The following is a 26,432-nucleotide window of genomic DNA, read 5'->3' on the forward strand; positions in this document are numbered from 1 at the left end:
TCGACAGTCGATCGAATCGGGAGACGCGACTAGAGAAACCGGAACGTTTCGAGATTCTTGGGGGCGAACGTGCGCATATTGTACTCGTGATAGAGCGCCGAAGAGAGGTCCTGGACCGAGCGTTCGTCGCCGTGAACGCACAGCACTTTCTCCGGCCGTGGGTTCATCGTCTTCACGAAGTTCTCGAGCCCGGCCCGGTCAGCGTGGCCGGAGAAGCCGTCGACGGTTTCGACGTTCATGTTGAGTGAAAGCGTGCCGCGCCCGTTCCCGCTACGGTCGTGTCGACCGATATCGGAGACGGGTATCTCGTCCCAGCCGTTCTGGATGCGCCGACCGAGCGTCCCCTGGGCCTGATAGCCGACGAAGAGTAGCGTCGAGTCAGGGTCGGGCCCGACGTGGCCGAGCCACGACATGATCGGCCCGCCGGTGACCATCCCCGAGGTCGAGAGGATGATGCAAGGGTCGCCGTCAGCGACGTCCTGACGTTCTTCTTCCCCGCCGTCGATGTGGTTGAACTGGTCGGCGAGGAACGGATTTTCGTCTTCGTGGAAGATCCGATCTCGCAGATCGTCACGCAAGTACTCCGGATAGGTCGTGTGGATCGCCGTCGCCTCCCAGATCATCCCGTCTAGGTGGACAGGCATCGTCGGAATATCGCCCTCGCGCATGGCCTCCTCGATGACGAGCATGATCTCCTGGGAGCGCCCGACGGCGAAGGCGGGAATGACCACCTTTCCACCGCGGTCGAACGTCTCTTTGACGATCTCGACGAGTTTTCGTTCGGCGTCACCCTGGTCGGTCTGGTAGTCGTTGCGACCGCCGTAGGTCGACTCCAGGACGAGCGTTTCGACGCGAGGGAAGTCGTTGACCGCGCCGTTGAACAGGCGCGTGTCCTCGTAGTGAATGTCGCCGGAGAAACAGACGTTGTAGAGGCCGTCGCCGATGTGGAAGTGCGTGACCGCGGAGCCGAGAATGTGACCCGCGTTGTGGAACGTGACTTTGACGTCGGGGGCGATGTCCGTCACGTCACCGTACTCGATCGGAATGCAGTGTTTGATCGCCTCGCGGACCTGCTCCGACTCGTACGGCGGCGTCCGGCCCTCCTTCGCCGCGACGTCGAGGTAATCCAGGGTGAGAAGCCCCATCAGATCGCGCGTGGGTTCCGTACAGTAAATCGGGCCGTCGTAGCCGTACTTGAACAAGAGCGGGATGAACGCCGAGTGATCGAGGTGGGCGTGGGTGAGGACGACCGCATCGATCGACTGGGGGCCCGCGCCGAAAGCTTCCGGCGCGTGGAGGTACGGAACTTCACCTTCGGCGCCGGGTTTGTCGCCGCAGTCGACGAGGATCCGCGTCTCGGGCGTCGAGAGGATGAACGACGCGCGTCCGACCTCGCGACAGCACCCGAGCGTCGAGATGCGAACGTACTCGTCGTCCGACATCTCCTCGCGGTGGATCTGTCGACCGATTCGTTCCAGGACGTCTCGGCGCTCGTCGCGCTCTTGTTTCAAGAAGTTACGAACGTTCGAGACGGTCGAGGACTCGATCGGCGGCGTGCGGACGACTTCCGGCGTCCAGCCGACGGTCTGCGTGATCTCGCGCAGAGTCGAACCGTGTCGACCGATGACCATTCCCGGTTTGGCCGCCTCGATCACGACCTCTCCGGTGTCGGCGTGGAAATCCAGGTCTTCGACGCCGGCTTCGTCCGGAATCACGTCGAGGATCTGTTCGCGCGCCTCTTCTGGTCGCGAGAGAACGGTCGGATCCGGTCGGATGATGATCCGTTTTCTCAGTTTACTCGCTAGCGTTCTGACGAGGTCTCCTTGCTGGGCGAACTTCTTCGGATCGTGGGTGTAGACGACGAGTTCCGGCCCCTCGTACTTCACCGATGAAACCGTGATGTCGTTCGGTATTTCGCTCGTGATCTCTGCTTTCAAATCGTCGAGTTGCTGCTCTACGGTACTCATAATCGCACGTGTGAAGTTGATATGGTGTACGGATGGTCGGGGGTCCGAGACGCCCGGGAGGGCGCCGTCGGACGAGGCGTCGAATCGGCTGTGTGAGTCGACAGTCGCCGCTTCGAACTCGTCACGAACGGGTGGACGGTTGTGGTGGGTAGACAGCCCAACGAGGCGTCTGCCACGCAGGAGGTCCCTTCTCGAATCATCGTGGTACTATCGTCGACCGGGTGACGAATACGTTCACAGGGTTCGGTCCTTTCCGTACGGGAGGACAAACGAGAACCCGCTTATCGGAGATAGCCAGCCCGGGCTATAAAAGCCTTCGCAAACGTGAGGGGCCTGGCGCCCAAAGCGGTGTCATGGAACTCACGCCGACCCGCGTCGAATCCGAGCGAGACTGGCTGTACGAGCGTGGCCCCCGAATCGTCTCACTGATAAATCAGATTCGAGACCAACTGGGCGACCACTTCGAGACGGAGGTCGCACACGTCACCGGAGACGAGTATCGGAAGGCGGTCGACGAGGTGTTCGCTGACGGTGATCTGGCCGTGAACGTCGCCGCGATGGTTGGCCTCTTGCGCAACCTCGACGTCGACGGCGATTATCCCGGGTTCGTCGTCGACGAACTCCTCGGTCGCGAATTGGCCGCGACCATCGCGGGCACGCAGCCGCTGCGTACCCTCGGCGAGGCGACGTTTCACTACGCCGATATTCACGTACACGGCACAGCCGACGAGGCAGCCGGCATCGACGATCTCGACGCCGCGCTGGCCGCCGGCTTCCAGGAGCGACTTCCCGGCTGGCCCTGGACGGAAACGGCCAGCCCGTTCGCCGTTGAACCGGACGAGCAATAGCATTCTCATCGCGCACACCGGAGTAAAAAACGGAACGTCTCACCCGGACGACCCGCGACAGAACGTCTCACCCGGACGACCCGCGCCAAATTAGACTCCTCGAGCGAAAAGCCGTGATTCGGACCCTGTCCGGTTATAGGCGACCTCGCGTTCGCCGAATTCGAGGAGAAAACCTATTACAGGGAACGAGAATGTCCCGAGCGAACCAATGGGAGCGTCGTCACGCCGACGCGTCTGCGCCAGCGTCATTCTCGTCACCGCCCTCTTTGTGGCGACGATCGCGGTTACCGGCGCGATCGCGACAGCCGGCGGAGACAGCGCGGAGGCCGACATCGTCGAACGTTCCACCGACGACCTTACCGACACGATCGAGAACGAAACCGACGACCTCACCGACACGGTCGAGAACGAAACCGGTGATACCCTCTCTGAACCCGATGACGAGTCGACGGACGAAGCCGACTCGGACGACGACGCGTCGCTTCTCGATCCGATCGACGACACCGGTTCGACGATCGAGAACGCGACGGACGACGCTGACTCGGTCGTCGAGGACACCGCGTCGACGCTCGTAGACGAGGATCGATCGCTCCTGGACGAAGATCGATTCTACCAGGACGCAATTGTCGAATTGCTCGGTGAGGAATCGGTGCTGCTCGGAACGACTCGGGATCTCACAGGAGTCATCACGTCGGCCCGCTCGAAAGCGGGCGTCATCACCGCTCCGGACCTGCATTTCTACGACACCGACGAGCAACTCGAACCAGACGAACGGCCCGATCGTTCGGCCGATGGGTCGGCAGATGACGAGCACCCGATGGGTGGCGGTCCGGACACCGGATCCACGATCGCCACCGGCCTCCTCGGGCTACTCAGTATCGGTGCGTTCGTCGGAGGTGGCTCCGGGGCGGGAGCTGGCGTCGGGGCCGGCATGGCCGGATCGGGGGGTCACGTCGGTCGCCACCTCGGCCGCCTGGCTCACCTCGCCAACCGCCTCGGGTCGGTTCCCTGGCACACGCTCCCGTTCGGCCTCTTTCGCTACAGCCGATACGACGACTCGGACCCGCTCGAACACGAGACGAGGCGGGCCATCTTCGAGACGATCGAAGCGGACCCGGGCCGGTATCTCTCCGCGATCGAGGTCGACCACGACGTTTCGCTCTCTACGATCAGACATCACGTCTCGGTGCTCGAGTCGGAATCGCTCGTCAGAACCGAGAAGCAGAACGGAAAACGACGCTACTATCCGGCGAACGTCGACGACGTCGAACTCGCCGCCGCGCTCTGCGAACCGGCGAAGCGACGGGTCGTCGCCGCCCTGATCGAACTCGGTGACGTCCCGAACGGGCAGGTTGCAGACCGGCTCGATCTCGATCCGAGCACGGTCTCCCACCACCTCTCGGCGCTCGAATCGGCCGGCATCGTCGACAGGACGCGCGACGGGCGAACGATCGTCAACTCGCTTGCCCCCGGCGTCGAATCGGCCTACCGGGCCGACGGATCTGACGGGGCGAACCACACACGCGTTGAGCCGTCAGTCGCCCCGAGCGACGATTGAACGGGTAGTCTTTCGCACTCACCGCCGGATCGTCGCTGATCAGGACTCCTCGAAGTAGATCGAACGGTGAGCCGCGCAACCGGGGTTGAATTCCACCCCGCAGTCCGGACAGCGGTGATCGGCGTCGAAATACGCCGGCGGTGTGAGCGTCGAGCCACAGACGCCAAAGAGGACGGCCGGTTCGTCGAACCGGTCGCGCGGCCAGGGTTGGCCATCGTGGTCTGTCCGCTCGTCGTGACAGCGGTGGCAGGGATAGAACGACTCACAGCAACCGAACCGCATCGCGACGACGTCGGACGGTCCGTCGTAGTGTCGACAGCGGGTTTCGTCGTCGACGTCGACCCCGCGAACGCGGACGCCGTGAACGAGCCTCATAGTTGCAGTAAGACCGTCGGAATTGGTGAGTGTTCTGATCGTGCGACGAGTCGGCGAGCGAGTGTCCAGAGAGCAACGAGTGCGGGCTTCCTCGCGGCGACGAGAGCGGCCGTCAAGGCGGTCCGATCTACCGAACCGCGTCGAACGACGCCGTGTCACCTCGTCGGTAGCGATCGATTCGTCGGTAGCCGACGACGGTTCCGTCCTCGTCCAGCTCGATCTCGTAGCGCCCGATGACGTCCTGCGTGTCGGGGACGGCCTTTCGTTCGACGACTTCGACGACCGCACGCCAGCCGTCCTCGGCTCCCGAAATTTCGGAGACGCCGTCGAACGGGTGGCCGACCAGATCGCCGGCGGTCGAGCGGACGACCTCTCTGATCGAGAGCAAGCCCTCGATGCGTTCGTCGTCCGTCTCGACGGTCACCTCGACTTCCTCCGGTTCCGTCGTCTCTTGCTCGCCCGATTCGCTCTCCGATTCTTCGTCGGTCGATTCCTCCTCCGTCGATTCGGTTTCGGCTTCGCTCACGGTTGGATCACTCTCGTCGTGCTGATAGCAGAAGTCGCCCGACCCGGCCGACCGTGCGCACCGCTCGCCCGATGCGGTGAGCGCGATGCAGCGGTCGTCCTGCGTCGTAGCCTGTGCCATCGTAGGGATTGGTTACACCGGGCGTCACTACGAGGATTCCTGCGCCGAGACCGGCGACGACTCGGGCCTGGTCTCCACGTCGAGTTCTTCTAAGTCTTCTAGATCGCCTTCGGCGGTCGCCCGTTCGATCTTCGCGATCTCCTCTGCGTAGTGCAAGAAGGTGTCGACCGACGCGACGACGACGCGCGCCTCGACGGTGAGCAGTTCGATCCCGACGACCGAGATGCGCGCCCAGACGTCGATCACGACACCCTTATCGAGGATTCGATCCAGCACCTCTGCGAGACTCGACGAGTCCGGTCGTCGTTGTGGGCTTGTCATGCACCCCAACTCCCGCAGCGGAACGTATCACCGTTGACGTGGCCCGTGCAAGCAGTATGGTAAGGGGCCGTCACGTTGGAGTCGCGACCCGTGACCCACGCAGGTGCTCGCACGGCGTTCGAGCCGAAACCGAGCGAATTACGGACGACGAACCGATCGACGCGGACCAGCAGGTCCGCCGGAGGTGGATCAACGTGACGCGACCGTACGCCTACGGCGTCGTCGACGTCGACGAGACGATCGAACGGCCGATCGACGGCGTCGGCGACGGCGAGCGCGTCTACCCGATCGAGAACGGCTCGGTCGCGGCGCTCGTCTCCGACATCGAGACGGCGTCGCCGGAGCGAAGCGACGAAAACGTCCGACGACACGACGACGTTCTTCGCGAGTTGATGACGACGGACGGCGGCCGGACCGTCGTTCCGATGCGATACGGGATGGTCTTTCGCGACGAGGTGACGGTCGAGAACGTCCTCGACGGGGCCAGCAGCGCGCTCGAACGGACCCTCCGAGAGATCGAAGGGACCGAAGAACTCGGCGTGACCGTCGTCAGACCGCCCGGAGGAGGCGTCGACGACGACGCCGTCCGACGCACGGTCGCCGACGAACTCGATCAGATCGCCGCAGACGTCGCGGAGAACGGCCTGTACAGCGACCGACTCGTGTTGAACCGCTCGTACCTCGTCCGGCGCGACGAACGCGACGCGTTCGACGAAGCCGTCGGCCGGCTCGAATCGCAACACGAGGAGGTACTCGTCCGGTACACCGGTCCGTTCGCACCGTACAGCTTCGTCGACGTCAGGATCGGTGCACAGCAATGATCGTCGTCGACGACCTCCTGTTTCGGCCGATCGTCGGCGTAGCCAACGCGCTCCGGGCGGCGGCGCTCGACGAGCTGTACGACGTCGAGGCGATCCAGGACGAGATCGCCGAAAATCGCCTCCTCTACGAACTCGGCGAGCGGTCCGACGAGGAGTACGAACGAACCCGCGAGGAACTCGAAGCCGAACTCGACGTCGCACTCGAAGTACGCGAGTGGCTCTCGGGCGGTCGCGTGGAGGTGAAAGCGTGAGGACGAGTCGAATCGACGGGCGGTGCGATCGAACCGAATCGATCCGTCCTTCGGTCGTGATCGGACGCCAGCCAGGACAGCGAAACGCGGTTTCGAACCTGCCGGAGACGGCCCTACAGCGAGGAACGACCCATCCATGACAGACGACTTCGCAGACCGACTGGACGAGGCGGAATCGACGATCGAATCGTTCACCGACTCGGGGATCGGGGAGGTCCTCGGCGAAGCGTCCGACGAGGGAACGATCGAATCGATTCGCGAGGACGTCGAGGCGATCGTGACGATCCTCACAGAAACCGGGGACGTCCTCGAATCGATCGAGATAAGCGAGCTTCCCGACGCGGTGGATGCGAGCCAGCTTCGCGAGGCGATCCAGACAGGTGAAATCCCGGACGCGCTGGACGACGAAGACGACGCGAACGTCGTGAAGCTCCGGCAGGTGATCCGGTCGATCGACCTCGGTCGCACCCTCTCGTCGATCGATCTGACGGATCTGTGGGACTCTGTGCGCGAAATCGACGACGCGACGGACGAACTCGCCGACGAGGACGATGGGATGCTCGACGGAGAGGAGATGGTCGGTGACGACGAGGACGACGGACTGTTCGACGACGATGACGAACTCGTCGAGACGGACGTAGACGACGTCGCGGACGTCGCGGCGGAGGAAATGAAAGAAAAAGTCGACATCGAGAGCGGCAACCTCGGCGCGTACCAGGAGGTGATACAGGCGAAGGCGATCGACGGGATCGACGAGTTTCGCGACGGACTCCTGCGAACGCACGGGGCGTTCGAGCGCGTCGTCGAGGAGAATCGAGAGCGGATGCGACGGCAGGACACGCAGCCGAATTCGCGCAACCCGACCGCCGTCTCCACGATCAGTTCCGGCCGTCGGGACGTCGCCTCGGTGCCAAACTACGCGACGATGCCGCGGACCGTCCGTCACTCCGACGCGCCGACGCGAACGCACATCTACGGCGATCGATTCAGACGCGAACGAGAGAGACGGGGGTACGACTGATGAGCGAGTTCCAGCCGAGCCGACGGCAGGCCGATCTGGCGGACGTGATCGAACTACTGCTAGAGAAGGGACTCGTCGTCAACGCCGACATCGCGGTCTCGATCGGCGACACCCAGCTGCTCGGGATTCAGGTCCGTGCCGCGATCGCCTCGTTCGAAACCGCCGCGAAGTACGGCCTCGCGTTTCCGGAAGGAACCGATATGGACCGACTCGCCGCCGCCGTCGACGAACCGGACCTTGCCGAGTCGGATCGTCCGCGGGTCCCGATCGACGCGACGCGCGGCGTCAACGTCACCCCCGATCCGGAGACGCCCGGTGACGACGGAGACGGACGGCGACGCGTCGAACAGTCGACGACGCTCGACGTATTCGAAGACGACGCCGACGAATCGGCGGAAAACACCGATGAGCCGACGGAGGACGAAGCCGAATGACGACGATCGACATCGACGGCGAGTCGGCAGCTGACGGGCTCATGACGCTCGTCCTGGCCGTCGTCGAGATCCTCGTCGACGCGCTCGAACGGGAGGCGATTCGTCGCATGGAATCCGGTCGGCTGACCGACGAGGAAGTCGACCGACTCGGTCGACAGCTCGCGGCGATCGACGAGCAGATCCGCGAGATCGAATCCGACCAGGACATCGGCGACGACGTGGACAGGCTCCGCGGCCAGCTCGACGGAATCGTCGAAAACGCGATCGAGCGCCTCGACGAGTCCGTACTCGAGGGAGACGATAATTCGAACGCGGTCGACGGGGGTGGCAGATGAGCGAAGAACGAGCCGCACCGACCCCGTCGTCGAACAGCCCTGACATCCACGACGGGCGGTACCTCTACTGCGTCGTACGCGTCGACGATCCGAAGCGAGCGGCGAGATTCGAGACCGAAGGCGTCGACGACGAACCGGTCTCGGTCACCACCGTCGGGTGGGACCCGCCGGACGACTCGAATGATGAGCCAGGCCCGGATTCCGGCGAGTCTGCGGGAGGCGAATCGGCGAGACGAGCCGACAGTACGGTGATCGCCGACAATGGTGGGCCAGCGCTCGGTGCCGTGGTACACGCCTGTGACGAACTCTACGACTCCGCAAATCCCCACGTCGTCCGAAAGTGGCTCGTCAGACACCAGCGCGTCGTCGACGCGGCCACGGAGCGCTTTGGCACGCCGATCCCCTTCCAGTTCGATACGATACTTTCCGGCGGTGACGAGACGCTCACCGACTGGCTCGAAGCGGAACGGTCGTCGTTCCGTAGAGCGCTCGAAGCGCTCCGGGGGAACCGGGAGTACCGCATCGACGTACGGCGGACCGAGCCGATCCCCACGGAAGTCATCGTCGAGGAAGACGACGACCTCGCCGAACTGGAACGAGAAATCGAGGGGGCAACCGAGGGGCGGGCCCACCTCATGGGCCGTCAGTTCGAGCAACGCGTCGCCCAGCGCCGTCGAAGACGAGACGACCGTCTCGCGTCGGCGATCCGCGAACAGCTAGATCCCCTCGTCGATCGGCTCGAGATTCTCGATCGAACTCCCTCGATCTCGCTCGACGGGGGCTCTCCCGACTCGGACGGGACCGCTGGTCCCGGCGACGGCGCGAGCGACGAAACGTCGTCCGGATCGCCCGAGACGGGCGGCGACCCCGTCTGTCGGTACGCCGTCCTGGCGTCTGAGGCCGAGATCGACGCCGTCGGCTCGATGCTCGACTCCGTGGCCGACCGCGACGGGATCACCGTTCGATTCACCGGCCCCTGGCCGCCGTACTCGTTCGTACCGTCGATCGACACAGCCGGCGACGACGCGGAGGACTGACCCGTGGAACCGACGACCGAACACGACGCGCTCGTCGACCTCGTCGACGTCCTGCTTCGTGACGGGGCCGTGCTTCGAGCGGACGTCATCATCACGGTCGCCGACGTCCCGCTGGTCGGTCTGAGTCTCTCGGCGGCGATCGCGGGAATGGAGACGATGAATCGGTATGGAATGTTCGAGGAGTGGGACGGATCGAAACGAGCGCAGGCGGTCTCCAGGCGTCAGTACGCGGACGGTGGGTTTCCACAGAACGATAGCGGTGACAGGACAACGGCCGCACACGGCGCGACCGAATCGGACGAGTAGAACGCGAACGAGTGACCGCAGGACGAAGTGACGAATCGAACCGGCATCAGGAATCGACTGACCGTCGAAACGCGCCGGAAAAAGCGCGACTCAGGCGTATCGTGGTCGTTCAGTGGTCACCGTGATTTCGCCGGAGACTTCGACGTCGTTGTCGTCCGAGCGAGCGTACGTTCCGGTCGCGTTACAGAGCGTACACTCGTAGCGTTCGGACAGTTCGTTGATCACCTCGCCGTCCTCGAAGTAGACCCGACTCCGGACGATCTGGAGAAATTGGGCGGTCTCGCAGTTGGTACACTCGATCATGCCCGAACCGAGACCGGATCGAGACGTAGTTATCCTGCAGGTACTCGCCGGGAACCGATCGAAATCGGGAGATTACCGACGGAGTACGATCGACTGAGGGTCGTCGGTTATTCGGTCCCAGTGTCGGCGATCGATACCGGCCGCGTCGGTGCTGAGACGGACTCTCGACGACCGTCGCCGGCGAAGTTCTGGGCGAATGCACACCATACCGATCGAAAATGGGCGGCTACTCCGACCTCGTCACCGCGACCAGCGATTCGGACGGAGACGGCCGACAGCCGCCCGATTCGGTTCGATCCGGGAGCCGTTACGCGGACGATGACGGCCCCAGCCATCTCATAACAATAGGGCACGAAGCGGAGGTTCGACGTGCGGGGTGGACGCCCCGCGTCGGGTGCGGCCTCGGCTCCGCCCACCATGCGCCCACCGGCCCGCCGGGGGTTCGTACCCAGTACTCAAAGTGGACTCGCCCCCGCTTCGAGTGCGCTCATGTCTCTCACGCCAGGGCGGGACACCATCCCGCCCTTCCCCTACCCACGTCCCGACGACGATAGCGACGCGTCACCGCGGATCCAATCACGTTTGTACCCCGCCCCGAATAGCCTCGACCATGCGACTGGAGGAGTACTGGGGCGTCGGGCCGAAGACCCGCGCTCGACTCGTCGACGAACTCGGCGCTGAACGGGCCAGTAGCGCGATCGAACGCGGTGACGTCAGAGCGCTCACCGACGCCGGCCTCACGCGCGGGCGGGCGACGCACATCCTCCGGCGGGCGACGGGTGGCGCCGGGATGGAAACGCTCGCGACGGCCGACGCGCGCGAGGCGTACAAGGACGTCCTCGACGTCGTCGTCGAACACGCCCTGACCGAACGGGCGGGTGATCGAATTCGCGTTCTCACGCCGCTGACGAGACGGGAAGAGATGGAAGAGCGCCTCGACGACGTGTTCGACGCGCTGGACGCCTGGAACGAGTTGAGCGATGCGACGCAAACCGCAATTCTCGCGTCGTACGATCGATACGATTCGAACGACGGAAGCGAGCGAGCGGCCGTCGAAACGGCTATCGAACTTTGCGATCTCGGTCTCGAGACGGGTCCGTTCGCACCGCTATCGGACCTCGATCCCGAGACGCTCGCCGCGGCCGCCAGCGCCCTGGGAGCGGTCGAAGACGGTCGGGTACGCCGCGAGGTTGACGACGAACTCGATCGCCTTCGGTCGGCCCGGGAAGCGATCGACAACATGGACGCCGGAACGAACGAACTCGTCGAAGCGCTTCGGGACGAGGGCGTCCACGACGTCGACGGCTTTCGTGACGCGTTCGAAGATCGCCTTCTCGCCGAAACGGACGTGACGATCGAGCAAGTCCGCGAGGCGATGCCGCGCGAGGCCGCGGACGCCGGCGACTTCGTGGGAGGAACCCTTCGATCGCTGCGCGTGTCGCTCCAGTCGTCGATCGACGAGCGAGAAGAACGCGTCAGAACGGACCTAGACGAAACGGTCGAGGCGGCCAGCGAGGCCGTCGACACGGCGATCGGGACCGTCGACGAGATCGCCCTGGTCCTCTCGCTGGCCCGCTTTACCGACGCCTTCGACTGCACCAGGCCGGCGTTCGCACCGCCAGATGCCCCGGCCGTGTCGGTGGTCGAAGCCAGAAACCTTCGACTCGCGACGACCGGTGACGAAGCGGTCCAGCCGGTGACCTACGCGCTGGGCGACCACGGTGTCGAGCACGCATCGGCGGCGGCCGGCACGCCGGGCACCGAACGCGTTTCGGTCCTCACCGGGGCCAACAGCGGCGGGAAGACGACGCTGCTCGAAACGCTCTGTCAGGTTGTCGTCCTGGCGAGCATGGGCCTGCCCGTACCCGCCGACTCCGCCGAGGTGACGCCGGTCGACTCGCTCGTCTTCCATCGGCGCCACGCCAGCTTCAACGCCGGCGTGCTCGAGTCGACGCTGAAGTCCATCGTTCCACCGCTGTCCGGCGACGATCGGACCCTCATGCTCGTCGACGAGTTCGAAGCGATCACGGAACCGGGCAGCGCGGCGGATCTCCTGCACGGGCTAGTCACGCTCACGGTCGACCGCGACGCACTCGGCGTGTTCGTCACGCACCTGGCCGAGGACCTAGAGCCGCTTCCGGACGCCGCCCGGGTCGACGGCATCTTCGCCGAAGGGCTGAACCCGGACCTCGAACTCATCGTCGACTACCAGCCGCGCTTCGGTTCGCTCGGTCGATCGACGCCGGAATTCATCGTCTCCCGGCTGGTGGCCAACGCCGCAGACCGCACGGAACGGACCGGCTTCGAAGCGCTCGCCGAAGCGGTCGGACGAGACGTCGTGCAACGGACCCTGGCGGACGCAAAGTGGGCGGAGTCGGCGAGTCACGACTGAGAGACGACGCGTGTGACCTATCGGTCTCACTCAATCAGCGTTCGTCGAGCCGCATCGAACGCAACACCGATACGGCTCGAACGGATACGTACCCCCGAATGCAGGCCTACGACGCGCTCGTGTTCGACAACGACGGCGTGCTGACCACGCCGACGGAACGGCCGGTGCTCGAACGAGCGATGGAGACCGCCTTCGAGGAGGTCGGCGTCGCGGATCCGCCGCGATCACACGTCGAGACCTTGATCGGGCCGACGATCGACTCGTTGCGTTCGATCGCTGCAGACCACGACGTCGAACCGGCGACGCTCTGGGAGGCTCGCGAACGAGCCGCGATCGACGCGCAGCTGGACGCGATTCGATCGGGCCAGAAACGGCTGTACGACGACGTCGCGGCGTTGGATTCGATCGACGTTCCGCGCGCCATCGTCAGTAACAACCAGCACGAGACGATCGGCAACATCGTCGACCACTTCGAACTCCACCGGTTCGATCCGTGGATCGGTCGCGAACCAACGCTCGATGGCATCCGTCGAAAGAAGCCGCGGCCGTACTACGTCGAACAGGCCGTGACAACGATGGGCGCCGACAATCCCCTCTACGTCGGGGATAGTCGGGTGGACGTCGCCGCAGCCGACGCGGTCGGCATCGACGCGGCGTTCATCCGTCGCGACCACCGAATCGACTACGAACTCGACGCCGTTCCCGCCCACGAGATCACGTCGCTCGAGGCGCTCTCCGACCTGGTGGAGACGGGACGCTAAACCGACGGCCGTCGAACCGAAACACCGAATAGTCGAACGGAGCTACACTCAGGTATGACGACACCGGTATCCCAGTCGACGGGGTACGGCCCGAACAGAGAGATGTCGATTCTCGGATACATAGTGGGGATCGGGATCGGACTCCTTCTGTTACCACTACTTCCCGTCGCGATCGTCGGCTGGCTCCTCTGGCGCCTGCTCGGCGGTCGGTTCGGACGATCGGAACCGGTTGCCTGGGGACGACGGGACGGCGCCGAGCAAGCGGTGTGAGTCGCGATGAGAACGGTACCGCGCTCAGCGTCGGCCGATTCGGGTGCGCGGTCGTGATCCCCGGACCCCTCCGACCCCGGCCATGATCCCCGAGTGTCTCGTCGTCGAGTTCCGGGTCACCGGCGACGGCTGTCCGCTCGCCGACGCGTCGGCGGCCGTGGACGCGCCGATCGACGCCGCGCCACCGCTCGCCCGTGACGACGGAACGACGCTCCTACGCTTTTCGACGACTGCCGACGCCGTCGCGGACGTCCTCGACGGCGACGACCGGATCAGGTACCTTCACCGGACGGTCGGCGACGACGGAACGACGTTTCGTTGCCTGTCGACCGAGCGCTGCGTGGTCCACCGGCTGATCGATCGGGGATTTCTCGTCGAATCGATTCGGTACCGCGACGGGTCCGAACGCCACGTCGGCGCGGTCGTCGGGCAGGCGGTGCTCCAGGACGTCCTCGAAACGGCCGGAGAGACGGTCGGCGTCCAGCTCGTTCGGCTCACGCCGCTCGGCGAGGATGACGATTCGCCGATCGTCTCGCGGTGGAATCTCACCGCCGGTCAGGCCGAGGCCCTCGAGACGGCCTACGCGATGGGCTACTTCGAGGTCCCGAGAACGAACGACGCCGCGACCGTCGCCGACGCCCTGGGCGTCTCGAAGTCTGCGTTTCTCGAACGGCTCCGACGCGCCGAGGCGACGTTGCTGGAGCGAGCGCTGGAGTGAGCCGATTGCGGTCTGACGGGTATACAGGGTCGGACCTGCGGGGTAACTACGAACGGTTTGAACGATTCGAATCGAATTGAACGACCGTCCGGATGGATACCGCCGAGTTGGAAGGACGCGATTGTTCAATATCGTCCGACTGAAACCCGAAACCGGCGACCATGACCGAACGACCCTCCCAGTCGATACCGGAAAGTCGCGCGTACGCGCTGCTCTCCCACCGGCGCCACCGCCTGATCGTCAGGGTCCTCAACGACTTCGACCGTCCGCTCTCGACCATGGAACTGGCGGAACTGATCGCTGATTGTGAATACGAGAACCCCTGGGATCAGGATCGGGAAAACGCGTTCTCGGCGCTCTCGCACGATCACCTCCCGAGACTCGACGAGGCCGAGGTGGTCACGTACGACCGGCGACGAGGGACGGTTCGACCGGGGCCCGCCTTCGGCACGCTCGTCGGGATCCTCGAGGCGCGTTGTGCGGAATTTGGACCGCTGGCCGGGTGAGCCGTCGGGCGTTACTCCGCGTCGCGGCGTTTGAACAGGAACTTCATGTCGCCTTCGAAGACCGAACGATCGTCCTGCGTCGTGATCGTGGTGTCGATCTCGACGTAGCCGGCGTCGTCGCGGCTGTCGAGTTCGCGCAGTTCGGTGACCTCGTACTCGCCGCTGATCGTATCGTCGATGTAGAGCGGGTTCGGGATGTCCATGTAGTTCATCCCGAGGAAGGCGACGACCGTCCGTTCGACGATCCCCGTCCGCTGGAAGAGCCCGGTCGCCACGATGAACGTCATCGGACCGTGGGCGATCCGGGCCCCGAACGGTCCGTCTTCCGAGTACTCGGCGTTCGTGTGCAGCTCCGTCCAGTCGCCGGTGAACATCGAGTGAAAGACGAAGTCCGATTCGGTGATCGTCCGCGCCGCGCTCTCGAACGTCTGGCCCATCTCGAGATCCTCAAAGTAGTGTGGTTCGTAGCTGTATGGCATACCTCGACACATACCACCTGACGTGATAATACTTATCGAAACGTGACCGATCGCGGCGGTCGAATTGGGTCCTCCGTTTGGTCGAAAAACGCGAGAGAGAATTCGAATCGATCAGGCGTCAGGCACCAACGGATCGACCGAAGACAGCCGATCTCGGTCGTGCGGAGCGTCGAACTCGAGGTCGGGTCCGCGCGCGATGATCCGATTCGGGTTGACGTCCGGGTGCGTCGTGTAGTAGTGTTCGACGATGTGGTCCATGTTCACGGTCTCGGCGACGCCCGGCGTCTGGTAGAGATCCCGGAGGTACGGCCAGAGGTGCTCGTAATCCCGGACCTGTTCGACGTTGCACATAAAGTGAGTGTGATAGACGCGGTCGAAACGGACCAGTGTGGTGAACATGGCGATGTCGGCCTCGGTGAGACGCTCACCCACCAGATACCGCTGCTCTGTGAGAACGTCGTTCCAGCGGTCGAGCGCGTCGAAGAGGTCGTCGATCGCCTCGTCGTAGGGCTCCTGCTTGGTCGCGAACCCCGCCCGATAGACGCCGTTGTTGATCGGTTCGTATATCTCGTCGAGGACGGCGTCGACTCGATCGTCGAGACTATCGGGCAGAAGCGTTCGATCACGACGAGCAACGTCGGTAAACTGGGTGTCGAGCATCCGCATGATCTCGCGCGATTCGTTGTTCACTATCGTGTCTTCGACCGTATCCCAGAGGACGGGGACCGTCACCCGGCAAGTTGCGTCGGGATCTGCGCGCGTGTATAGTTCTCGCAGGTACGACGACCCGTGGATGTGATCCGGCGTACAGCCGTCTTTCTCGGGGGTGAACTGCCAACCGTCCTCGCCCCTGTACGGATCGACGACGGAGACGGAGATAGCGTCTTCGAGCCCGAGCAGCCGTCGCGTTAGCAGGGTGCGATGAGCCCACGGACACGCGTAGGAGACGTAGAGGTGGTAGCGACCGGGCTCCGGTTCGAACGTCGCACCGGGTTCGTCGCGTATTCGGTCTCGAAACGTCGTCTCCTGGCGGTCGAACGCGCCTGAATCGTCGGTCGATTCGAACGCATCGGTTCGCCACTCTCCGTCGACGAGCATGTTCATCGTTCGCGTGTACGTACGAACGCGTCGTACAAATGTATCCAGCTAACATCCGTGTTACCTGGTTCGACCGCTTCCCCCGTGGAAACTTGAAACTCACCGGAGCCGGAGTGTTTTTACGACCGGAGCCGCCACCCTGGCCATGGACGAATCGGACCGGGGTCGCTCGCTCGACGCGGAAGATACCCCGGACGAGAGCCAGGAAGACGAATCCGCATCGAATGCTGGCGACGCGACGACCGAATCGAGGACGCTCGCAGATCACCAGACACACATCGACGGCCGAGGCATCTACGACGAGCGAAATCGAGTCAACGACCTCACGGGAAGAGAGTGGAAGTTCGCCACCAAATCGGTGATCACCGAGCGGTATCCGCCCGACGTCCAGCACGAGCTGCGAAGCGAACACGGCGGGCAAAAACCGCCGCGGCTGTGTGCCGACCTGATCGAACGGTTCAGCAAGGCCGGCGACCGCATTCTCGATCCGTTCGCCGGCGTCGGTGGCACCCTGCTCGGGGCGAGTTTCTGTGAACACGAAGGAACGGGGATTCGCGAAGCGATCGGCTTCGAACGCACCGAACGCTGGATCGACATTTACGAGACGGTGCTCGAACAGGAAAACGGCGAGCGACGCGAGCGAGGGGAAGCGCCACTCACCGAACAGGACCTCCGCCACGGCGATTGTCGCGACCTGATCGACGACGTCGAATCGGCGTCGATCGATCTCCTGCTGACCGACGTCCCGTACTGGCACATGGACGAAGTAGCCCAGACGAGAAATCGGCGCGAGACGAGAGAGAGCAAACTCGACTCGTTCGACGGGGAGCGAGACGACGGTTCGTGGGCGACGAAAGACGCGTGGCTTTCGGAGATGAGTAGCTGCTTCGACCGGGTTACCGACGCCCTCGTCCCGGACGGATACGCAGTCGTCTTCATCGGCGACATGTACCGAGACCAGTCCTACGAGTTTCTCTCGGCCGACCTCTCGCGGGCCATCGACGAGGGGACCTCGCTCACGCTCAAAGCGAACCTGATCTGGTACGATCCACTGAAGGATCTCCACGTCTACGGGTATCCGTACGCGTTCGTTCCGTCGATGGTCCACCAGAACGTGCTGGTGTTTCGAAACGAGCCGTAGCGGACAATCGGGTCGCTGGGAATCGACGGTCCAGTAGAACCGATCGACGAGCGAGTCATCGACCCCAGTCAGGACGGCGCAGACAGCTGTGAGCGAAGCGAGTCGGACGCACCGACATCGAGGATGACGGCGAGTTCGTCACCTGGTTGGAGTTCGGTTCCCGGGAGGGGGATGGTGAGCGACTCGGGTCGTCGACCGTGTGCGTAGACTTTGACACCCTCCGGCAGATCGAGTTCGCTGAGTCGCTTTCCGACCGCCGGCGCCTCGGATTCGACCTGGACGACCTGTAACTGGAGGTTCGCCGCGAGGTCGGCGATCGCGTTGAAGTTGCCGCCCAGCATGGCGGTCTTGGCACCGGCCGCCCCGAGGCGCTCGGGGTAGACGATCTCGTCGACGTTTTCTGCGTACTTTTCGTAGATCTCCTCTCGGTAGTCCTCGTCGATGCGCAACACGGTTCGACAGCCGTGATGCGATCCCACCATACACGCGGCGAAGTTGGTGTTGAGGTCCGGGGTGAAGGCGCCGATTGCGTCCGCGGATTCGACGTCGGCTTCGCGCAGAACCGCCTCTTCTTCGCCGTTTCCGCCGACCACTTCGAATCCATCCGATCGAGCCCGTTCGACTCGGTCCGGGTTGCGCTCGACGATAACCGCCTCGTGGCCCTCTTCGGAGAGGATTCGAGCGGTTCGACGTCCGACCCGACCGTAACCGACGATGATGACCCGCATGCCAGGTGGTTTGGTAGCCACCCACATATAGATTGATCCGTCCCAGCTGTTGCGGCCGCTCTACGGACGGGCCAAGAGGGGAACTATAGCCAGCGGTGCGAGGATATCGGTTATGAGGTTTGACAGCGGGACCAACACCATGATATATAAGACAAGTGGGTAAATTAAACGAAGATAATTAAGCGATTACTCATATCACTTAATATCATGTAAATCGTTCTCGACACCATGACTCTCCGGGACAGGCTGTGTCGACCACCAATGACCGAAGCCTCCCGGTCGCAGGCGGAAGTACTCGGCGTCGTCATGTTGCTCGGCCTCGTTTCAATCTCCGCGCTGGGATTGTTGCTCGTCGGCGGCAGCGTCGTCTCGGATACGCAAGCGTCCGCCGAAAAAGAGCGGATCGAACAATCGTTCGTCCAGTTGAGTCACGCCATGTCCTCGGCGACGGTGGACGGAGAGCGGATTCAAGAACTCGAGTTCGACGTCGGTGACTCGGGGGCGATCACGAAGACGGACGCCGGGAACATCTCGATCGAGTGGGGGGACGAACAACACGTGTTCGAGACGATCGGGGCGATCGAGTACGAACACGAAGACGGCAGCGTCGTCGCCTACCAGGCGGGCGGGGTCTGGGCGGAACGCGGGAACGAGACGCGAATGCTCTCTTCGCCACCGGTACATTACGATGCTCGCACTGAAACGCTGACGCTTCCGATCGCGACGGTGACCGAACAACGTGACCTCTCTTCCGGGCCCGTGTCGATCGACCGAGCGACGACCGATCCGGTCCCCCAGGCGAACATCGTCGAAGACGAAACGGTCGAGATGACGATCCAGAGTCCGTACTACCGCGGCTGGGAGTCCTACTTCGAGACGCAGGGCGGAGAGGGCGTCATACGTGACGTCGATCACGACAACCAATCCGTCACGGTTCAATTCGGCCCGCTAACGTTCGAGGACGCGCTGGATCACGGCGCGACCTACACGAGTGCCCCGGGTGGAAGTCACACCGACCAGATCGAAGAAAACGGACAGTACGGACACTTGCGCCCGATGGACGACGTCATCGACGATCTGGTCGACGATGCCAACGACGGCTCACTCGAAATCGACCGACAATACGGAACCCTCGACCAGACCCACAACGCCACCTTCACGAACGGGACCTACCTCGCCGACGCGATGTACGGCGGATCTCACGAAGTCGACCTCTCCGACGGGAACGTGACGATCATCGTCGACGGCTCGATTTCGTCGGCGGGCGTCACCGATTTCATCACCGTCACCGACTACGAGGACGGAAACGAGTTGAAGATCTATTCGACGGGCCACCTGGACATCCAGAACGGCGGAAACATCTGCGTCGAACCATGTGAAGAAGACGTCGACGCGTCGCTGATACAAATATACGGCACCTCCGAGATGTCGGTCAGCATCAATCAGGGAAGTCCGCGGTACGAAGGCGTGATTTACGCCGCGAGCGATCAGGATTCGTGGGAGTACGAGGATCGGCTCGGACGCTGTGACTCCGATCAGTACCAGTTCGCATTCCAGGCGAACGCCAGCTTCACCGGCTCGATCATCGGCTCAACCATCTGCGGCCAGAGCGCCGCGTTCGACTTCTCACACCACGAGTCGCTCGAAGACGCGTCGATCGACCCGTATCCGGAGGGCTACGCGCCGCCGCCGCACATCACGTACCTCAACGTGGCCGTGTTCGGCCTGGACGTGACCAACTGACCTGACGAGAAGATACGCTTGGACGCGATGTAGCCACCAGTGGCCCGAACGATGATTCGTGCGGCCGATACTGATTCGACTCTTCGATCTTCTCCCCGATTGGCCAGTTCACTCGTCATCACACCGGTTTCCCGCTCTATCGGTGAAATGAGTGGTCGGTGCTGCGGACGAAAGGTACACACTAACGGAACCCCACAGACCTGGTTATTTTGGCCAAATTCCACTTACAATCCGACTTTCCAGCATTGAGGAGCAAAACTCTCGAAGAAACCAAAGTCATTAGGTCAAGTATACTAGTAAATTAATTCCTAATATAGAACAATATCATTATATGATGTGCGGTCGTTGTGTGAACGCGTATGAGGGGGGATCGAGGAACAGGAACGGAGCCAGACGGATCGAACGAGACGTACGAACGAAGCGTGACACCGATCGTCGGAATCGTCCTCTTATTTGGGATGGTGTTTATCGGAGCGGCGATTCTCGCCGTTACCGGTCTCGCGCTCATGGACTCGCTCGAATCGGACTCCGAGCGAGAGACCCTCCAGACGTGCCTGCAGGAGACCGACCACCGAATTTCGACGGTCCTCACCTACAGCACTGTCGACGAACTCCCCTGTGAGGGTGGAGAGTTCGTCCCCGACGGACAGCTCTATCTCGTCTGGCACGACGATTCCGGAACCGCCACCGATCTGACCGAAGACTACCCTACGGTAAACGCGACGCTCGGCGCGATCGAATACGCCGGAGCCGACCACACCTACGCCTACCAGGCCGGCGGTAGCTGGAAACTAAACGGCGATGACGCCCGCGTCCTCTCGAAACCCGCCTTCGAGTACCACGACGAGTTGCTCATCAACGTCGTCACCATCACCGAAGACGCCCTCTCCGATACCCCCCAGCGACTGAATCGCGAACCGGACAGCGACGTGGCCAAACAGATTCGATCCGCCCACGATGAAGCCGTTTCGAACGGCTACGGCAACCTCTCGCTCGTCATCGAGAGCGACTACCACGACGCGTGGGAGCGCCACCTCACCTCCGCGATGACGAACGATTCAGTGTCGATCGACACCACCCCCGATCAGTTCCCAATCGACGAAGACCGCGCCGTTCGAGTCGACATCACGGACGTCATCGAACCAGAACCCGCCCAGTTCGAGATCGTCGAAGACAAGGGATTCAGCGGACCTTCCGCGGTGGACGGGAAAGACAACGTGATCGTCGCGAATCCGTCTGAAGGCCCAACGGGGCCAGGAAGCCTCTGGCTGAACGCGTCCGTCGAGGTCAAAAACGTCGGAGACGTCGAAGGGACCGAAGAGATAACGTTCGAGGTCGACGGTGAAGAGATCGATTCGAAGACCGAAACGCTCGACGGCGGCGAATCGACGATAGTACACTTCGACGAGAATTTCGGCCAGCAACAGGCAACTCTCGCCCTCGAATACGGTGAGGTGTACGAGTACTGGTTCGAAACTGAGTCAGACGACCTAAATCCCCGGGGTAGTTTCTATTACGCGAAAACCGAAGGCCCACACCTGATTCCTGGAAATGCGAATGCGCATCTAGACGAGAGTTCCGAGAACGTCACGGTCACCGCTGACATCCACAACGTCGGAGCGACGAATGCGACCGACGAATCGGTCGAACTCTCACTGTGGCAGACCGAATCGGGTGAATCAGATCCATACAATCTCGGTAATGAGAATCCGTTCATCCTCGAAAACCGGGCATTCGGTGAGAAGAAATCCGCAACGTGGACTATCGATGCGTCGAATCTGATCAGGGGTGAGCACGCGTTCGAAATCGAGGTTATCGGCGAAAACGGATCCAATACCGTCGCCACCGGTGACTTCAACAGTACGATCGGCTGTACCGACGACGATGACGATAGTGACAATCTGTGTATTGAAAGTAATACGGAGGTCGATGTCTCGGTCGTTGGCACCGAAATGAGTACGTCTGGAAGTACTGTCCATTGGGTCCCGGCGTTTGCGACGATCTACACGCAGCCACTTGATGGAGAAAGTGAACCGGAGCCAGTTGACGCCCCGTGGCACGGCGAGAATCTGAACCAGTTCAGCGACAGATTGGCCATATACAATCACAGCTTCACTGTAGATGAACGGATCAGTTTGATGGTCAAAGGAGAATCGTACCTCCATTGTCACAGTTGGAGTGAAGGCCAGTCTGACGGTGAAAGACTTCACCGGTCGTGCGATACAAACCAGGTGGATAGATCAGACTCATCATCATTAGTAGAGTTAACCGCAGACAGAGATGTAGTCGAAACAAACGTTAGAGTCTTGAGTGAGAAAAATAACCTCCTACCGAATCTCGATCCTGGCCTGGACTTCCAACTGGATCCACAAACGCTACTAGAGCGTGAAGAGGTTGGCATTGAAGTCACGGATGCAGATCCGTCTGATCCAGATAACGACAGCGCACTACTCGGGCTCGATGAGAATGAATACCTGTTCGTCTTCGAGTTAACCCATCACCCAACCCAACACAATACTGGTCCGTATATACACAATGCCGAATACTTAACGGCAGACGAGTACTGGGATCTGGCGGTCGGTGACGAGTACGACGTGGATCCGAATTTCAACGACATGCTAGTTCACGTGGAAATAAATAGCGAATCCGAAGCAGATTACGGATACAGCGGTACATTCGTTGACGAGGGAGGCGAACCAATTGACGTGAGCCCTGGCAGTTCCGATGGCGTGGGCGACGGAAACGGTAACGGCGGCGTCGACATCGGCGTCGGCTCCGACGAGCTGATAATCGGATAACGGCCGAACCAGTTCTCACGGTTGGTACGCACAATTGTAGACGTACTCTCACCCAGGTGGCCACGGCCAGCAGCGGGTTAAATCACGATAGAATCGGGTTCTCACGCAGTAGCCGACTGTACCGGCAGCATTCATCGAAACACTTCGGACCACTAGTCCGATTTATCAAAATTTCCCCTTACTCAAATACATTATCTAAAATATAGTAAGAAACTTCGCAATATCATTATAGATTGGAAGAACAAAGCGTTCAAAGAACATGGGGGACGAAGGGGTAAACGAAGAAAGATCCATCCCAATACAAAGCGGGGGACACGACAGGAGTGTGGCACCTGTCGTCGGGATAATTCTACTGTTTGGAATGGTCTTCATCGGGGCGGCACTGGTGGCCGGGGCAGGAATGATGTTGATGGATTCGGTCGAATCCGAATCGGAAGCCGAACAGGCGCTTTCGTGTCTGGATCGAACTGACCACAACGTCCAAACGCTGCTTCGAGCGAACACCCAGGAAGAAATTCCCTGCGAGTCGGGGGTACGCGATCACGGATCGGTCACGCTCACGCTGAGTAACGACGATGGCGAAGACGAAACCGTCACGATCGATCCGCTCGGATCGTTCGAGTACGAACTCGACGATCGGCGCCTCGGCTACCAGAGCGGGGGCGTCTTTCAACTAAGCGACGGGACGACGAGAATTCACACGCCACCGGACGTCGGCTTCGGCGAGGGCCCAGAGACCCCGCTCGCAGAGCAAACGATGAGTCTTAACTTCCTTTCGTTCACGTCCGTTGAGCAGCACGGATCGGTGACGGCGATGAATCACAACCAATCGGCGACGACGGCGAAATCAGATGAAATCGAACGGGCGTTAGCGGGCGGATACGAACATCTGGAGATCGAAATCGAAAGTGACTACCACGACGCGTGGGCCACCCACCTCGAAAGTGCGTTCTACGCGGATACGTACGACAACGTCTCCGTCGACCACGACGAGTCGGCCGAGACGGTTACACTCTCGATCGAGCACTTCGCCGAACCGGACGCCTTCTTCCAGGTTACCGATGTCGAACCGGCCGACTGGATGGTTGTGTATCGAGGCAACCAAACGTTCGAATTGGATGCCGAAGTAACGAACACCGGCCACGTGACCGGGAGCGACGATCTCACACTCGAAATCCCGGCGGCGGACGCAGACGACCGCGAGTTCGAAATCGACGAACTGGAACCGGGCGAATCGGTTACGAAAACGTTCGACGTCGAGTCGTTCGACATACCAACCGAAGGGCCTGGAAATCAACCCAACGACATCAACCGGTACGGTGCGTACGACTACACCGTCTCGACGAGCGATAGCGACGCTAGCGGCTCGTTCTATCTAACCTTCCCGGATAACGCATTTTATCGGATCGACGACCTCTCGATGACCGACGAGGGGCCGATCACGACCGCTGGACTAAACGTGACGAACATCGGGGAACTCACTGCACCGGTGGAAACAACGATGACACTCCAAAGTAACGATGATTCGCTTCCCGACCCCATTGCCGAGTGGGACGAAACTGTCGAACTCGATCCCTGGGACGAAACGACGATCGAGTACGATTTCAACCGGAGCGTCCTCCCCGACGCGAACTACACGTACACGATCGAGATCGATAACGATGGCCTTGGCACATCGATGTGTAATCTTCACGAGTCGGCCTGCGTGCGAGAGGGCTCGTTCGAAATCGAAGACGGGGCAATCGGTGGGCCAGGAGAGGTGATCATCACCGAGCCGTCTAACGTGAGCGTCAGTATTATCGGGACGGAGATATCAGCGGAGGGTTATGACCAAGATCAGGGTTCGTGGGTCAAATATTGGTCTCCAGTCACGGCCTCCGCCGTTGTCGGTGATACACGTTATCGGTTCCTTCCAGACGGGTCAATCGAAGAAATCGCGTACGAGGACCCTCACGAAACCGAGATCGGTGAACAAATGGAGGATTTTAATCTGAACACCTTCGGTACCCAAGAGCACATCTACAGCTTAGAGGAAGAGATAGAGGAAGGATCGGTAACAATCGAAGCGACCTATTGGGAATGTTATTCTAGTTGGTTAAGAACAGGATGGGAGTATGCTGGGACGGACGAATGGCAAGAAAGAGAGTACAACCACTTCAATTGTGAAGAATTCGGTGAACCGATTACCGTCGACGTCGCCAGCGGGGAGATTGATGCCGATGCTGGGTTCGTTATGACGCGAGACGCCGACCGGAACGAGTTGCCAGACATTGAGGAGGGGTACGACCGTCAACGAAACATCCAGGAGGTGTTCGAAGACGGCACCGACGATATCGAGTTGATCGACGGTGAACTAACCCTCGGACAAAACGACTTTGCGTTCATGATGGAAGTCACAATGGATCACGAAGGACTTGTCTCCACCTACGGGGAGGATTATGACGGTGAGTACAATCTCGATACGGACAACCAGACCGAAAGCAACCTGGCCGCCTGGGACATCGCTGAGAATTACCGCAACGACGAACTGTATGGTACCGGTGACCCCAACTTTAACGACGTCATCGGGTTCGTCCAGGTCGACGGTGGCGGGCAGTACATCGATCTCGATCCGGACGCGATCCTCGACGACTATCGACTCGAAGGGGTGAGCGGCGCGCCATCGATCGAATACTCCGACGACGAGTACGACACTGGCGGACCGACCGTCGAAGCAGGAACCGGTGTCATCGAGATCTCCTAATCGCCCCGGGAAACGATACGACGATACGATTTCTCAGTCGAGTGGACTGCTGTCCCGGTAATAATTGTTCGTCCACAGTTTGATCGAGCACCAGTTGAGTCGAGAAATCGATTCGCTGAGAGCGCTTAGCGGACCGACTCGATCGTCTCTTCGACCTCGTCGAAGACGTCTTCGGGCGGACGCTCACCGTTGACGCGGACGAGCGTCCCGCGATCGTCGTAATACTCGATTACCGGCTTCGTGTTCTCTCTGTAGACGCGCAAGCGCTCTTTGACGGTCTCTTCTGTGTCGTCGTCGCGCTGGATCAACTGCCCGCCACACGCATCGCAGATGCCGGATTCGTCCGGCGGGTCGAAATCGACGTGGTAGTTCGACCCGCACTCGGCGCAGACGCGGCGGCCGGTCAGTCGATCGACCAGTTCCCCTTCGCTGACGTCGAGTGCGAGCACGACATCTAACTCCGTCATCTCATCTAATTCTTCGGCCTGATCCATGTTGCGGGGATAGCCATCGAGGATGAACCCATCCGTCTGTGACAGCGCTTCCTCGACGATCGCGTTAACGACTGCGTCGGGAACCAGCTCCCCTCGATCCATGTACGCACGAGGGGTATCGTACGCCAACCCGAGATCGGAGATGTCCATATCCTTGTTCGCACGGAGGGCATCGCCGGTCGTAACGTGTGCGACGCCGAATTCGTCAGCGATCTTCACACTCTGTGTTCCCTTACCGGCGCCCGGTGCACCGAGGATGAGAATCCGTGGATCACTCATAACGGGAGGTTCACCGTCGGTGCTTAAAGATGTAAAGAAACCATTCGCCCCACGAATAA

27 protein-coding genes are annotated in these 26,432 nt (G+C 61.5%); 18 read left to right on the top strand and 9 right to left on the bottom strand.

Annotation, left to right across the window (positions count from 1 at the left end; genetic code table 11):
* Positions 1-29 precede the first annotated feature (29 nt).
* Positions 30-1,967: a beta-CASP ribonuclease aCPSF1 gene (locus NKH31_RS01210; protein WP_254863311.1), complete on the bottom strand. Its 1,938-nt coding sequence runs from the start codon at positions 1,965-1,967 to the stop codon at positions 30-32.
* 353 nt (positions 1,968-2,320) lie between these two features.
* Between NKH31_RS01210 and NKH31_RS01215 the strand changes: the two genes are divergently transcribed.
* Both NKH31_RS01215 and NKH31_RS01220 read left to right on the top strand, forming a co-directional pair.
* Positions 2,321-2,815, top strand: a complete 495-nt coding sequence (locus NKH31_RS01215; protein ID WP_254863312.1) for a DUF7984 family protein — start codon at positions 2,321-2,323, stop codon at positions 2,813-2,815.
* Between the two features lie 208 nt (positions 2,816-3,023).
* Positions 3,024-4,373 carry a winged helix-turn-helix transcriptional regulator gene (locus NKH31_RS01220; RefSeq protein WP_254863313.1) on the top strand — a complete coding sequence of 450 codons (1,350 nt, stop codon included), beginning with the start codon at positions 3,024-3,026 and terminating at the stop codon, positions 4,371-4,373.
* A gap of 39 nt (positions 4,374-4,412) precedes the next feature.
* Here NKH31_RS01220 and NKH31_RS01225 read toward each other — a convergent pair whose 3' ends face one another.
* The 3 genes from NKH31_RS01225 to gvpA form a co-directional block, all read right to left on the bottom strand.
* Entirely contained in the window at positions 4,413-4,748 is a 336-nt protein-coding gene (locus NKH31_RS01225; RefSeq protein WP_254863314.1) for a CHY zinc finger protein, read from the bottom strand.
* A 127-nt stretch (positions 4,749-4,875) separates the two neighbouring features.
* Complete coding sequence (gvpO, locus tag NKH31_RS01230; protein ID WP_254863315.1) at positions 4,876-5,394, bottom strand: gas vesicle protein GvpO, halophile-type; 519 nt, start codon at positions 5,392-5,394, stop codon at positions 4,876-4,878.
* A 27-nt stretch (positions 5,395-5,421) separates the two neighbouring features.
* Positions 5,422-5,715, bottom strand: coding sequence for a gas vesicle protein GvpA (gvpA, locus tag NKH31_RS01235; RefSeq protein ID WP_254863316.1), 294 nt, complete (start codon positions 5,713-5,715; stop codon positions 5,422-5,424).
* A 194-nt stretch (positions 5,716-5,909) separates the two neighbouring features.
* Between gvpA and NKH31_RS01240 the strand changes: the two genes are divergently transcribed.
* The 7 genes from NKH31_RS01240 (at position 5,910) to gvpM (ending at position 9,920) form a co-directional block, all read left to right on the top strand.
* On the top strand, positions 5,910-6,536 hold the full coding sequence (locus tag NKH31_RS01240) for a GvpL/GvpF family gas vesicle protein (RefSeq protein ID WP_254863317.1): 627 nt from the start codon (positions 5,910-5,912) through the stop codon (positions 6,534-6,536).
* Positions 6,533-6,787 carry a gas vesicle protein GvpG gene (gene gvpG / locus NKH31_RS01245; RefSeq protein WP_254863318.1) on the top strand — a complete coding sequence of 85 codons (255 nt, stop codon included), beginning with the start codon at positions 6,533-6,535 and terminating at the stop codon, positions 6,785-6,787. Before NKH31_RS01240 ends, gvpG begins: the two co-directional genes overlap by 4 nt.
* Positions 6,788-6,923: 136 nt before the next feature.
* Positions 6,924-7,808: a hypothetical protein gene (locus tag NKH31_RS01250; protein WP_254863319.1), complete on the top strand. Its 885-nt coding sequence runs from the start codon at positions 6,924-6,926 to the stop codon at positions 7,806-7,808.
* Positions 7,805-8,242: a gas vesicle protein GvpJ gene (gvpJ, locus tag NKH31_RS01255; RefSeq protein ID WP_254864842.1), complete on the top strand. Its 438-nt coding sequence runs from the start codon at positions 7,805-7,807 to the stop codon at positions 8,240-8,242. Before NKH31_RS01250 ends, gvpJ begins: the two co-directional genes overlap by 4 nt.
* The gene (locus NKH31_RS01260) at positions 8,239-8,577 is read left to right on the top strand and encodes a gas vesicle protein K (RefSeq protein WP_254863320.1); all 339 of its coding nucleotides are present in this window, start codon (positions 8,239-8,241) and stop codon (positions 8,575-8,577) included. The genes gvpJ and NKH31_RS01260 overlap by 4 nt, the downstream gene beginning before the upstream one ends.
* Positions 8,574-9,614, top strand: a complete 1,041-nt coding sequence (gene gvpL, locus NKH31_RS01265) for a gas vesicle protein GvpL (protein WP_254863321.1) — start codon at positions 8,574-8,576, stop codon at positions 9,612-9,614. The genes NKH31_RS01260 and gvpL overlap by 4 nt, the downstream gene beginning before the upstream one ends.
* Positions 9,615-9,617: 3 nt before the next feature.
* Positions 9,618-9,920 carry a gas vesicle protein GvpM gene (gene gvpM / locus NKH31_RS01270; protein WP_254863322.1) on the top strand — a complete coding sequence of 101 codons (303 nt, stop codon included), beginning with the start codon at positions 9,618-9,620 and terminating at the stop codon, positions 9,918-9,920.
* Positions 9,921-10,010: 90 nt separating this feature from the next.
* Here gvpM and NKH31_RS01275 read toward each other — a convergent pair whose 3' ends face one another.
* Positions 10,011-10,223, bottom strand: a complete 213-nt coding sequence (locus tag NKH31_RS01275; RefSeq protein ID WP_254863323.1) for a hypothetical protein — start codon at positions 10,221-10,223, stop codon at positions 10,011-10,013.
* Between the two features lie 610 nt (positions 10,224-10,833).
* Between NKH31_RS01275 and NKH31_RS01280 the strand changes: the two genes are divergently transcribed.
* The 5 genes from NKH31_RS01280 to NKH31_RS01300 all read left to right on the top strand — a co-directional run bounded on the left by NKH31_RS01280 (position 10,834) and on the right by NKH31_RS01300 (position 14,870).
* Positions 10,834-12,615: a MutS-related protein gene (locus NKH31_RS01280; protein WP_254863324.1), complete on the top strand. Its 1,782-nt coding sequence runs from the start codon at positions 10,834-10,836 to the stop codon at positions 12,613-12,615.
* A 98-nt stretch (positions 12,616-12,713) separates the two neighbouring features.
* Complete coding sequence (locus NKH31_RS01285) at positions 12,714-13,376, top strand: HAD family hydrolase (protein ID WP_254863325.1); 663 nt, start codon at positions 12,714-12,716, stop codon at positions 13,374-13,376.
* A gap of 54 nt (positions 13,377-13,430) precedes the next feature.
* Complete coding sequence (locus tag NKH31_RS01290; RefSeq protein ID WP_254863326.1) at positions 13,431-13,646, top strand: DUF7535 family protein; 216 nt, start codon at positions 13,431-13,433, stop codon at positions 13,644-13,646.
* Positions 13,647-13,728: 82 nt separating this feature from the next.
* On the top strand, positions 13,729-14,364 hold the full coding sequence (locus NKH31_RS01295; RefSeq protein ID WP_254863327.1) for a helix-turn-helix domain-containing protein: 636 nt from the start codon (positions 13,729-13,731) through the stop codon (positions 14,362-14,364).
* A 161-nt stretch (positions 14,365-14,525) separates the two neighbouring features.
* Positions 14,526-14,870 (top strand): DUF7344 domain-containing protein, encoded by a 345-nt coding sequence (locus NKH31_RS01300; protein ID WP_254863328.1) that lies wholly within the window; start codon positions 14,526-14,528, stop codon positions 14,868-14,870.
* Between the two features lie 11 nt (positions 14,871-14,881).
* Here the strand turns inward: NKH31_RS01300 and NKH31_RS01305 are convergent, their stop codons facing one another.
* Both NKH31_RS01305 and NKH31_RS01310 read right to left on the bottom strand, forming a co-directional pair.
* A complete protein-coding gene (locus NKH31_RS01305; protein WP_254863329.1) occupies positions 14,882-15,349 on the bottom strand; it encodes a MaoC/PaaZ C-terminal domain-containing protein in 468 nt (155 codons plus the stop codon).
* 111 nt (positions 15,350-15,460) lie between these two features.
* On the bottom strand, positions 15,461-16,453 hold the full coding sequence (locus NKH31_RS01310; protein ID WP_254863330.1) for a glutathione S-transferase family protein: 993 nt from the start codon (positions 16,451-16,453) through the stop codon (positions 15,461-15,463).
* Between the two features lie 139 nt (positions 16,454-16,592).
* On the opposite strand from NKH31_RS01310, the gene NKH31_RS01315 reads away from it, so the two are divergent.
* A complete protein-coding gene (locus NKH31_RS01315; protein ID WP_254863331.1) occupies positions 16,593-17,588 on the top strand; it encodes a DNA methyltransferase in 996 nt (331 codons plus the stop codon).
* Between the two features lie 68 nt (positions 17,589-17,656).
* Here NKH31_RS01315 and NKH31_RS01320 read toward each other — a convergent pair whose 3' ends face one another.
* On the bottom strand, positions 17,657-18,316 hold the full coding sequence (locus NKH31_RS01320) for a potassium channel family protein (RefSeq protein WP_254863332.1): 660 nt from the start codon (positions 18,314-18,316) through the stop codon (positions 17,657-17,659).
* 261 nt (positions 18,317-18,577) lie between these two features.
* On the opposite strand from NKH31_RS01320, the gene NKH31_RS01325 reads away from it, so the two are divergent.
* The 3 genes from NKH31_RS01325 to NKH31_RS01340 all read left to right on the top strand — a co-directional run bounded on the left by NKH31_RS01325 (position 18,578) and on the right by NKH31_RS01340 (position 25,600).
* On the top strand, positions 18,578-20,059 hold the full coding sequence (locus NKH31_RS01325; protein WP_254863333.1) for a DUF7289 family protein: 1,482 nt from the start codon (positions 18,578-18,580) through the stop codon (positions 20,057-20,059).
* A 458-nt stretch (positions 20,060-20,517) separates the two neighbouring features.
* Positions 20,518-22,857 (top strand): DUF7289 family protein, encoded by a 2,340-nt coding sequence (locus tag NKH31_RS01335; protein WP_425492328.1) that lies wholly within the window; start codon positions 20,518-20,520, stop codon positions 22,855-22,857.
* A 325-nt stretch (positions 22,858-23,182) separates the two neighbouring features.
* Positions 23,183-25,600, top strand: coding sequence for a DUF7289 family protein (locus NKH31_RS01340; RefSeq protein ID WP_254863336.1), 2,418 nt, complete (start codon positions 23,183-23,185; stop codon positions 25,598-25,600).
* Positions 25,601-25,725: 125 nt separating this feature from the next.
* Here NKH31_RS01340 and NKH31_RS01345 read toward each other — a convergent pair whose 3' ends face one another.
* The gene (locus NKH31_RS01345; protein ID WP_254863337.1) at positions 25,726-26,373 is read right to left on the bottom strand and encodes an adenylate kinase; all 648 of its coding nucleotides are present in this window, start codon (positions 26,371-26,373) and stop codon (positions 25,726-25,728) included.
* Positions 26,374-26,432: the final 59 nt, after the last annotated feature.

It is taken from the genome of Halovivax gelatinilyticus (genome assembly GCF_024300625.1).
GTDB lineage: Archaea > Halobacteriota > Halobacteria > Halobacteriales > Natrialbaceae > Halovivax > Halovivax gelatinilyticus.

Excerpts from the sequence above, each read along its gene's own strand:
- NKH31_RS01210 (WP_254863311.1), bottom strand. The coding sequence starts at position 1,967 with ATGAGTACCGTAGAGCAGCAACTCGACGATTTGAAAGCAGAGATCACG.
- NKH31_RS01215 (WP_254863312.1), top strand. The coding sequence starts at position 2,321 with ATGGAACTCACGCCGACCCGCGTCGAATCCGAGCGAGACTGGCTGTAC.
- NKH31_RS01220 (WP_254863313.1), top strand. The coding sequence starts at position 3,024 with ATGGGAGCGTCGTCACGCCGACGCGTCTGCGCCAGCGTCATTCTCGTC.
- NKH31_RS01225 (WP_254863314.1), bottom strand. The coding sequence starts at position 4,748 with ATGAGGCTCGTTCACGGCGTCCGCGTTCGCGGGGTCGACGTCGACGAC.
- gvpO (WP_254863315.1), bottom strand. The coding sequence starts at position 5,394 with ATGGCACAGGCTACGACGCAGGACGACCGCTGCATCGCGCTCACCGCA.
- gvpA (WP_254863316.1), bottom strand. The coding sequence starts at position 5,715 with ATGACAAGCCCACAACGACGACCGGACTCGTCGAGTCTCGCAGAGGTG.
- gvpG (WP_254863318.1), top strand. The coding sequence starts at position 6,533 with ATGATCGTCGTCGACGACCTCCTGTTTCGGCCGATCGTCGGCGTAGCC.
- NKH31_RS01250 (WP_254863319.1), top strand. The coding sequence starts at position 6,924 with ATGACAGACGACTTCGCAGACCGACTGGACGAGGCGGAATCGACGATC.
- NKH31_RS01260 (WP_254863320.1), top strand. The coding sequence starts at position 8,239 with ATGACGACGATCGACATCGACGGCGAGTCGGCAGCTGACGGGCTCATG.
- gvpL (WP_254863321.1), top strand. The coding sequence starts at position 8,574 with ATGAGCGAAGAACGAGCCGCACCGACCCCGTCGTCGAACAGCCCTGAC.
- NKH31_RS01275 (WP_254863323.1), bottom strand. The coding sequence starts at position 10,223 with ATGATCGAGTGTACCAACTGCGAGACCGCCCAATTTCTCCAGATCGTC.
- NKH31_RS01280 (WP_254863324.1), top strand. The coding sequence starts at position 10,834 with ATGCGACTGGAGGAGTACTGGGGCGTCGGGCCGAAGACCCGCGCTCGA.
- NKH31_RS01285 (WP_254863325.1), top strand. The coding sequence starts at position 12,714 with ATGCAGGCCTACGACGCGCTCGTGTTCGACAACGACGGCGTGCTGACC.
- NKH31_RS01290 (WP_254863326.1), top strand. The coding sequence starts at position 13,431 with ATGACGACACCGGTATCCCAGTCGACGGGGTACGGCCCGAACAGAGAG.
- NKH31_RS01295 (WP_254863327.1), top strand. The coding sequence starts at position 13,729 with ATGATCCCCGAGTGTCTCGTCGTCGAGTTCCGGGTCACCGGCGACGGC.
- NKH31_RS01300 (WP_254863328.1), top strand. The coding sequence starts at position 14,526 with ATGACCGAACGACCCTCCCAGTCGATACCGGAAAGTCGCGCGTACGCG.
- NKH31_RS01305 (WP_254863329.1), bottom strand. The coding sequence starts at position 15,349 with ATGCCATACAGCTACGAACCACACTACTTTGAGGATCTCGAGATGGGC.
- NKH31_RS01310 (WP_254863330.1), bottom strand. The coding sequence starts at position 16,453 with ATGAACATGCTCGTCGACGGAGAGTGGCGAACCGATGCGTTCGAATCG.
- NKH31_RS01315 (WP_254863331.1), top strand. The coding sequence starts at position 16,593 with ATGGACGAATCGGACCGGGGTCGCTCGCTCGACGCGGAAGATACCCCG.
- NKH31_RS01320 (WP_254863332.1), bottom strand. The coding sequence starts at position 18,316 with ATGCGGGTCATCATCGTCGGTTACGGTCGGGTCGGACGTCGAACCGCT.
- NKH31_RS01325 (WP_254863333.1), top strand. The coding sequence starts at position 18,578 with ATGACCGAAGCCTCCCGGTCGCAGGCGGAAGTACTCGGCGTCGTCATG.
- NKH31_RS01335 (WP_425492328.1), top strand. The coding sequence starts at position 20,518 with ATGGTGTTTATCGGAGCGGCGATTCTCGCCGTTACCGGTCTCGCGCTC.
- NKH31_RS01345 (WP_254863337.1), bottom strand. The coding sequence starts at position 26,373 with ATGAGTGATCCACGGATTCTCATCCTCGGTGCACCGGGCGCCGGTAAG.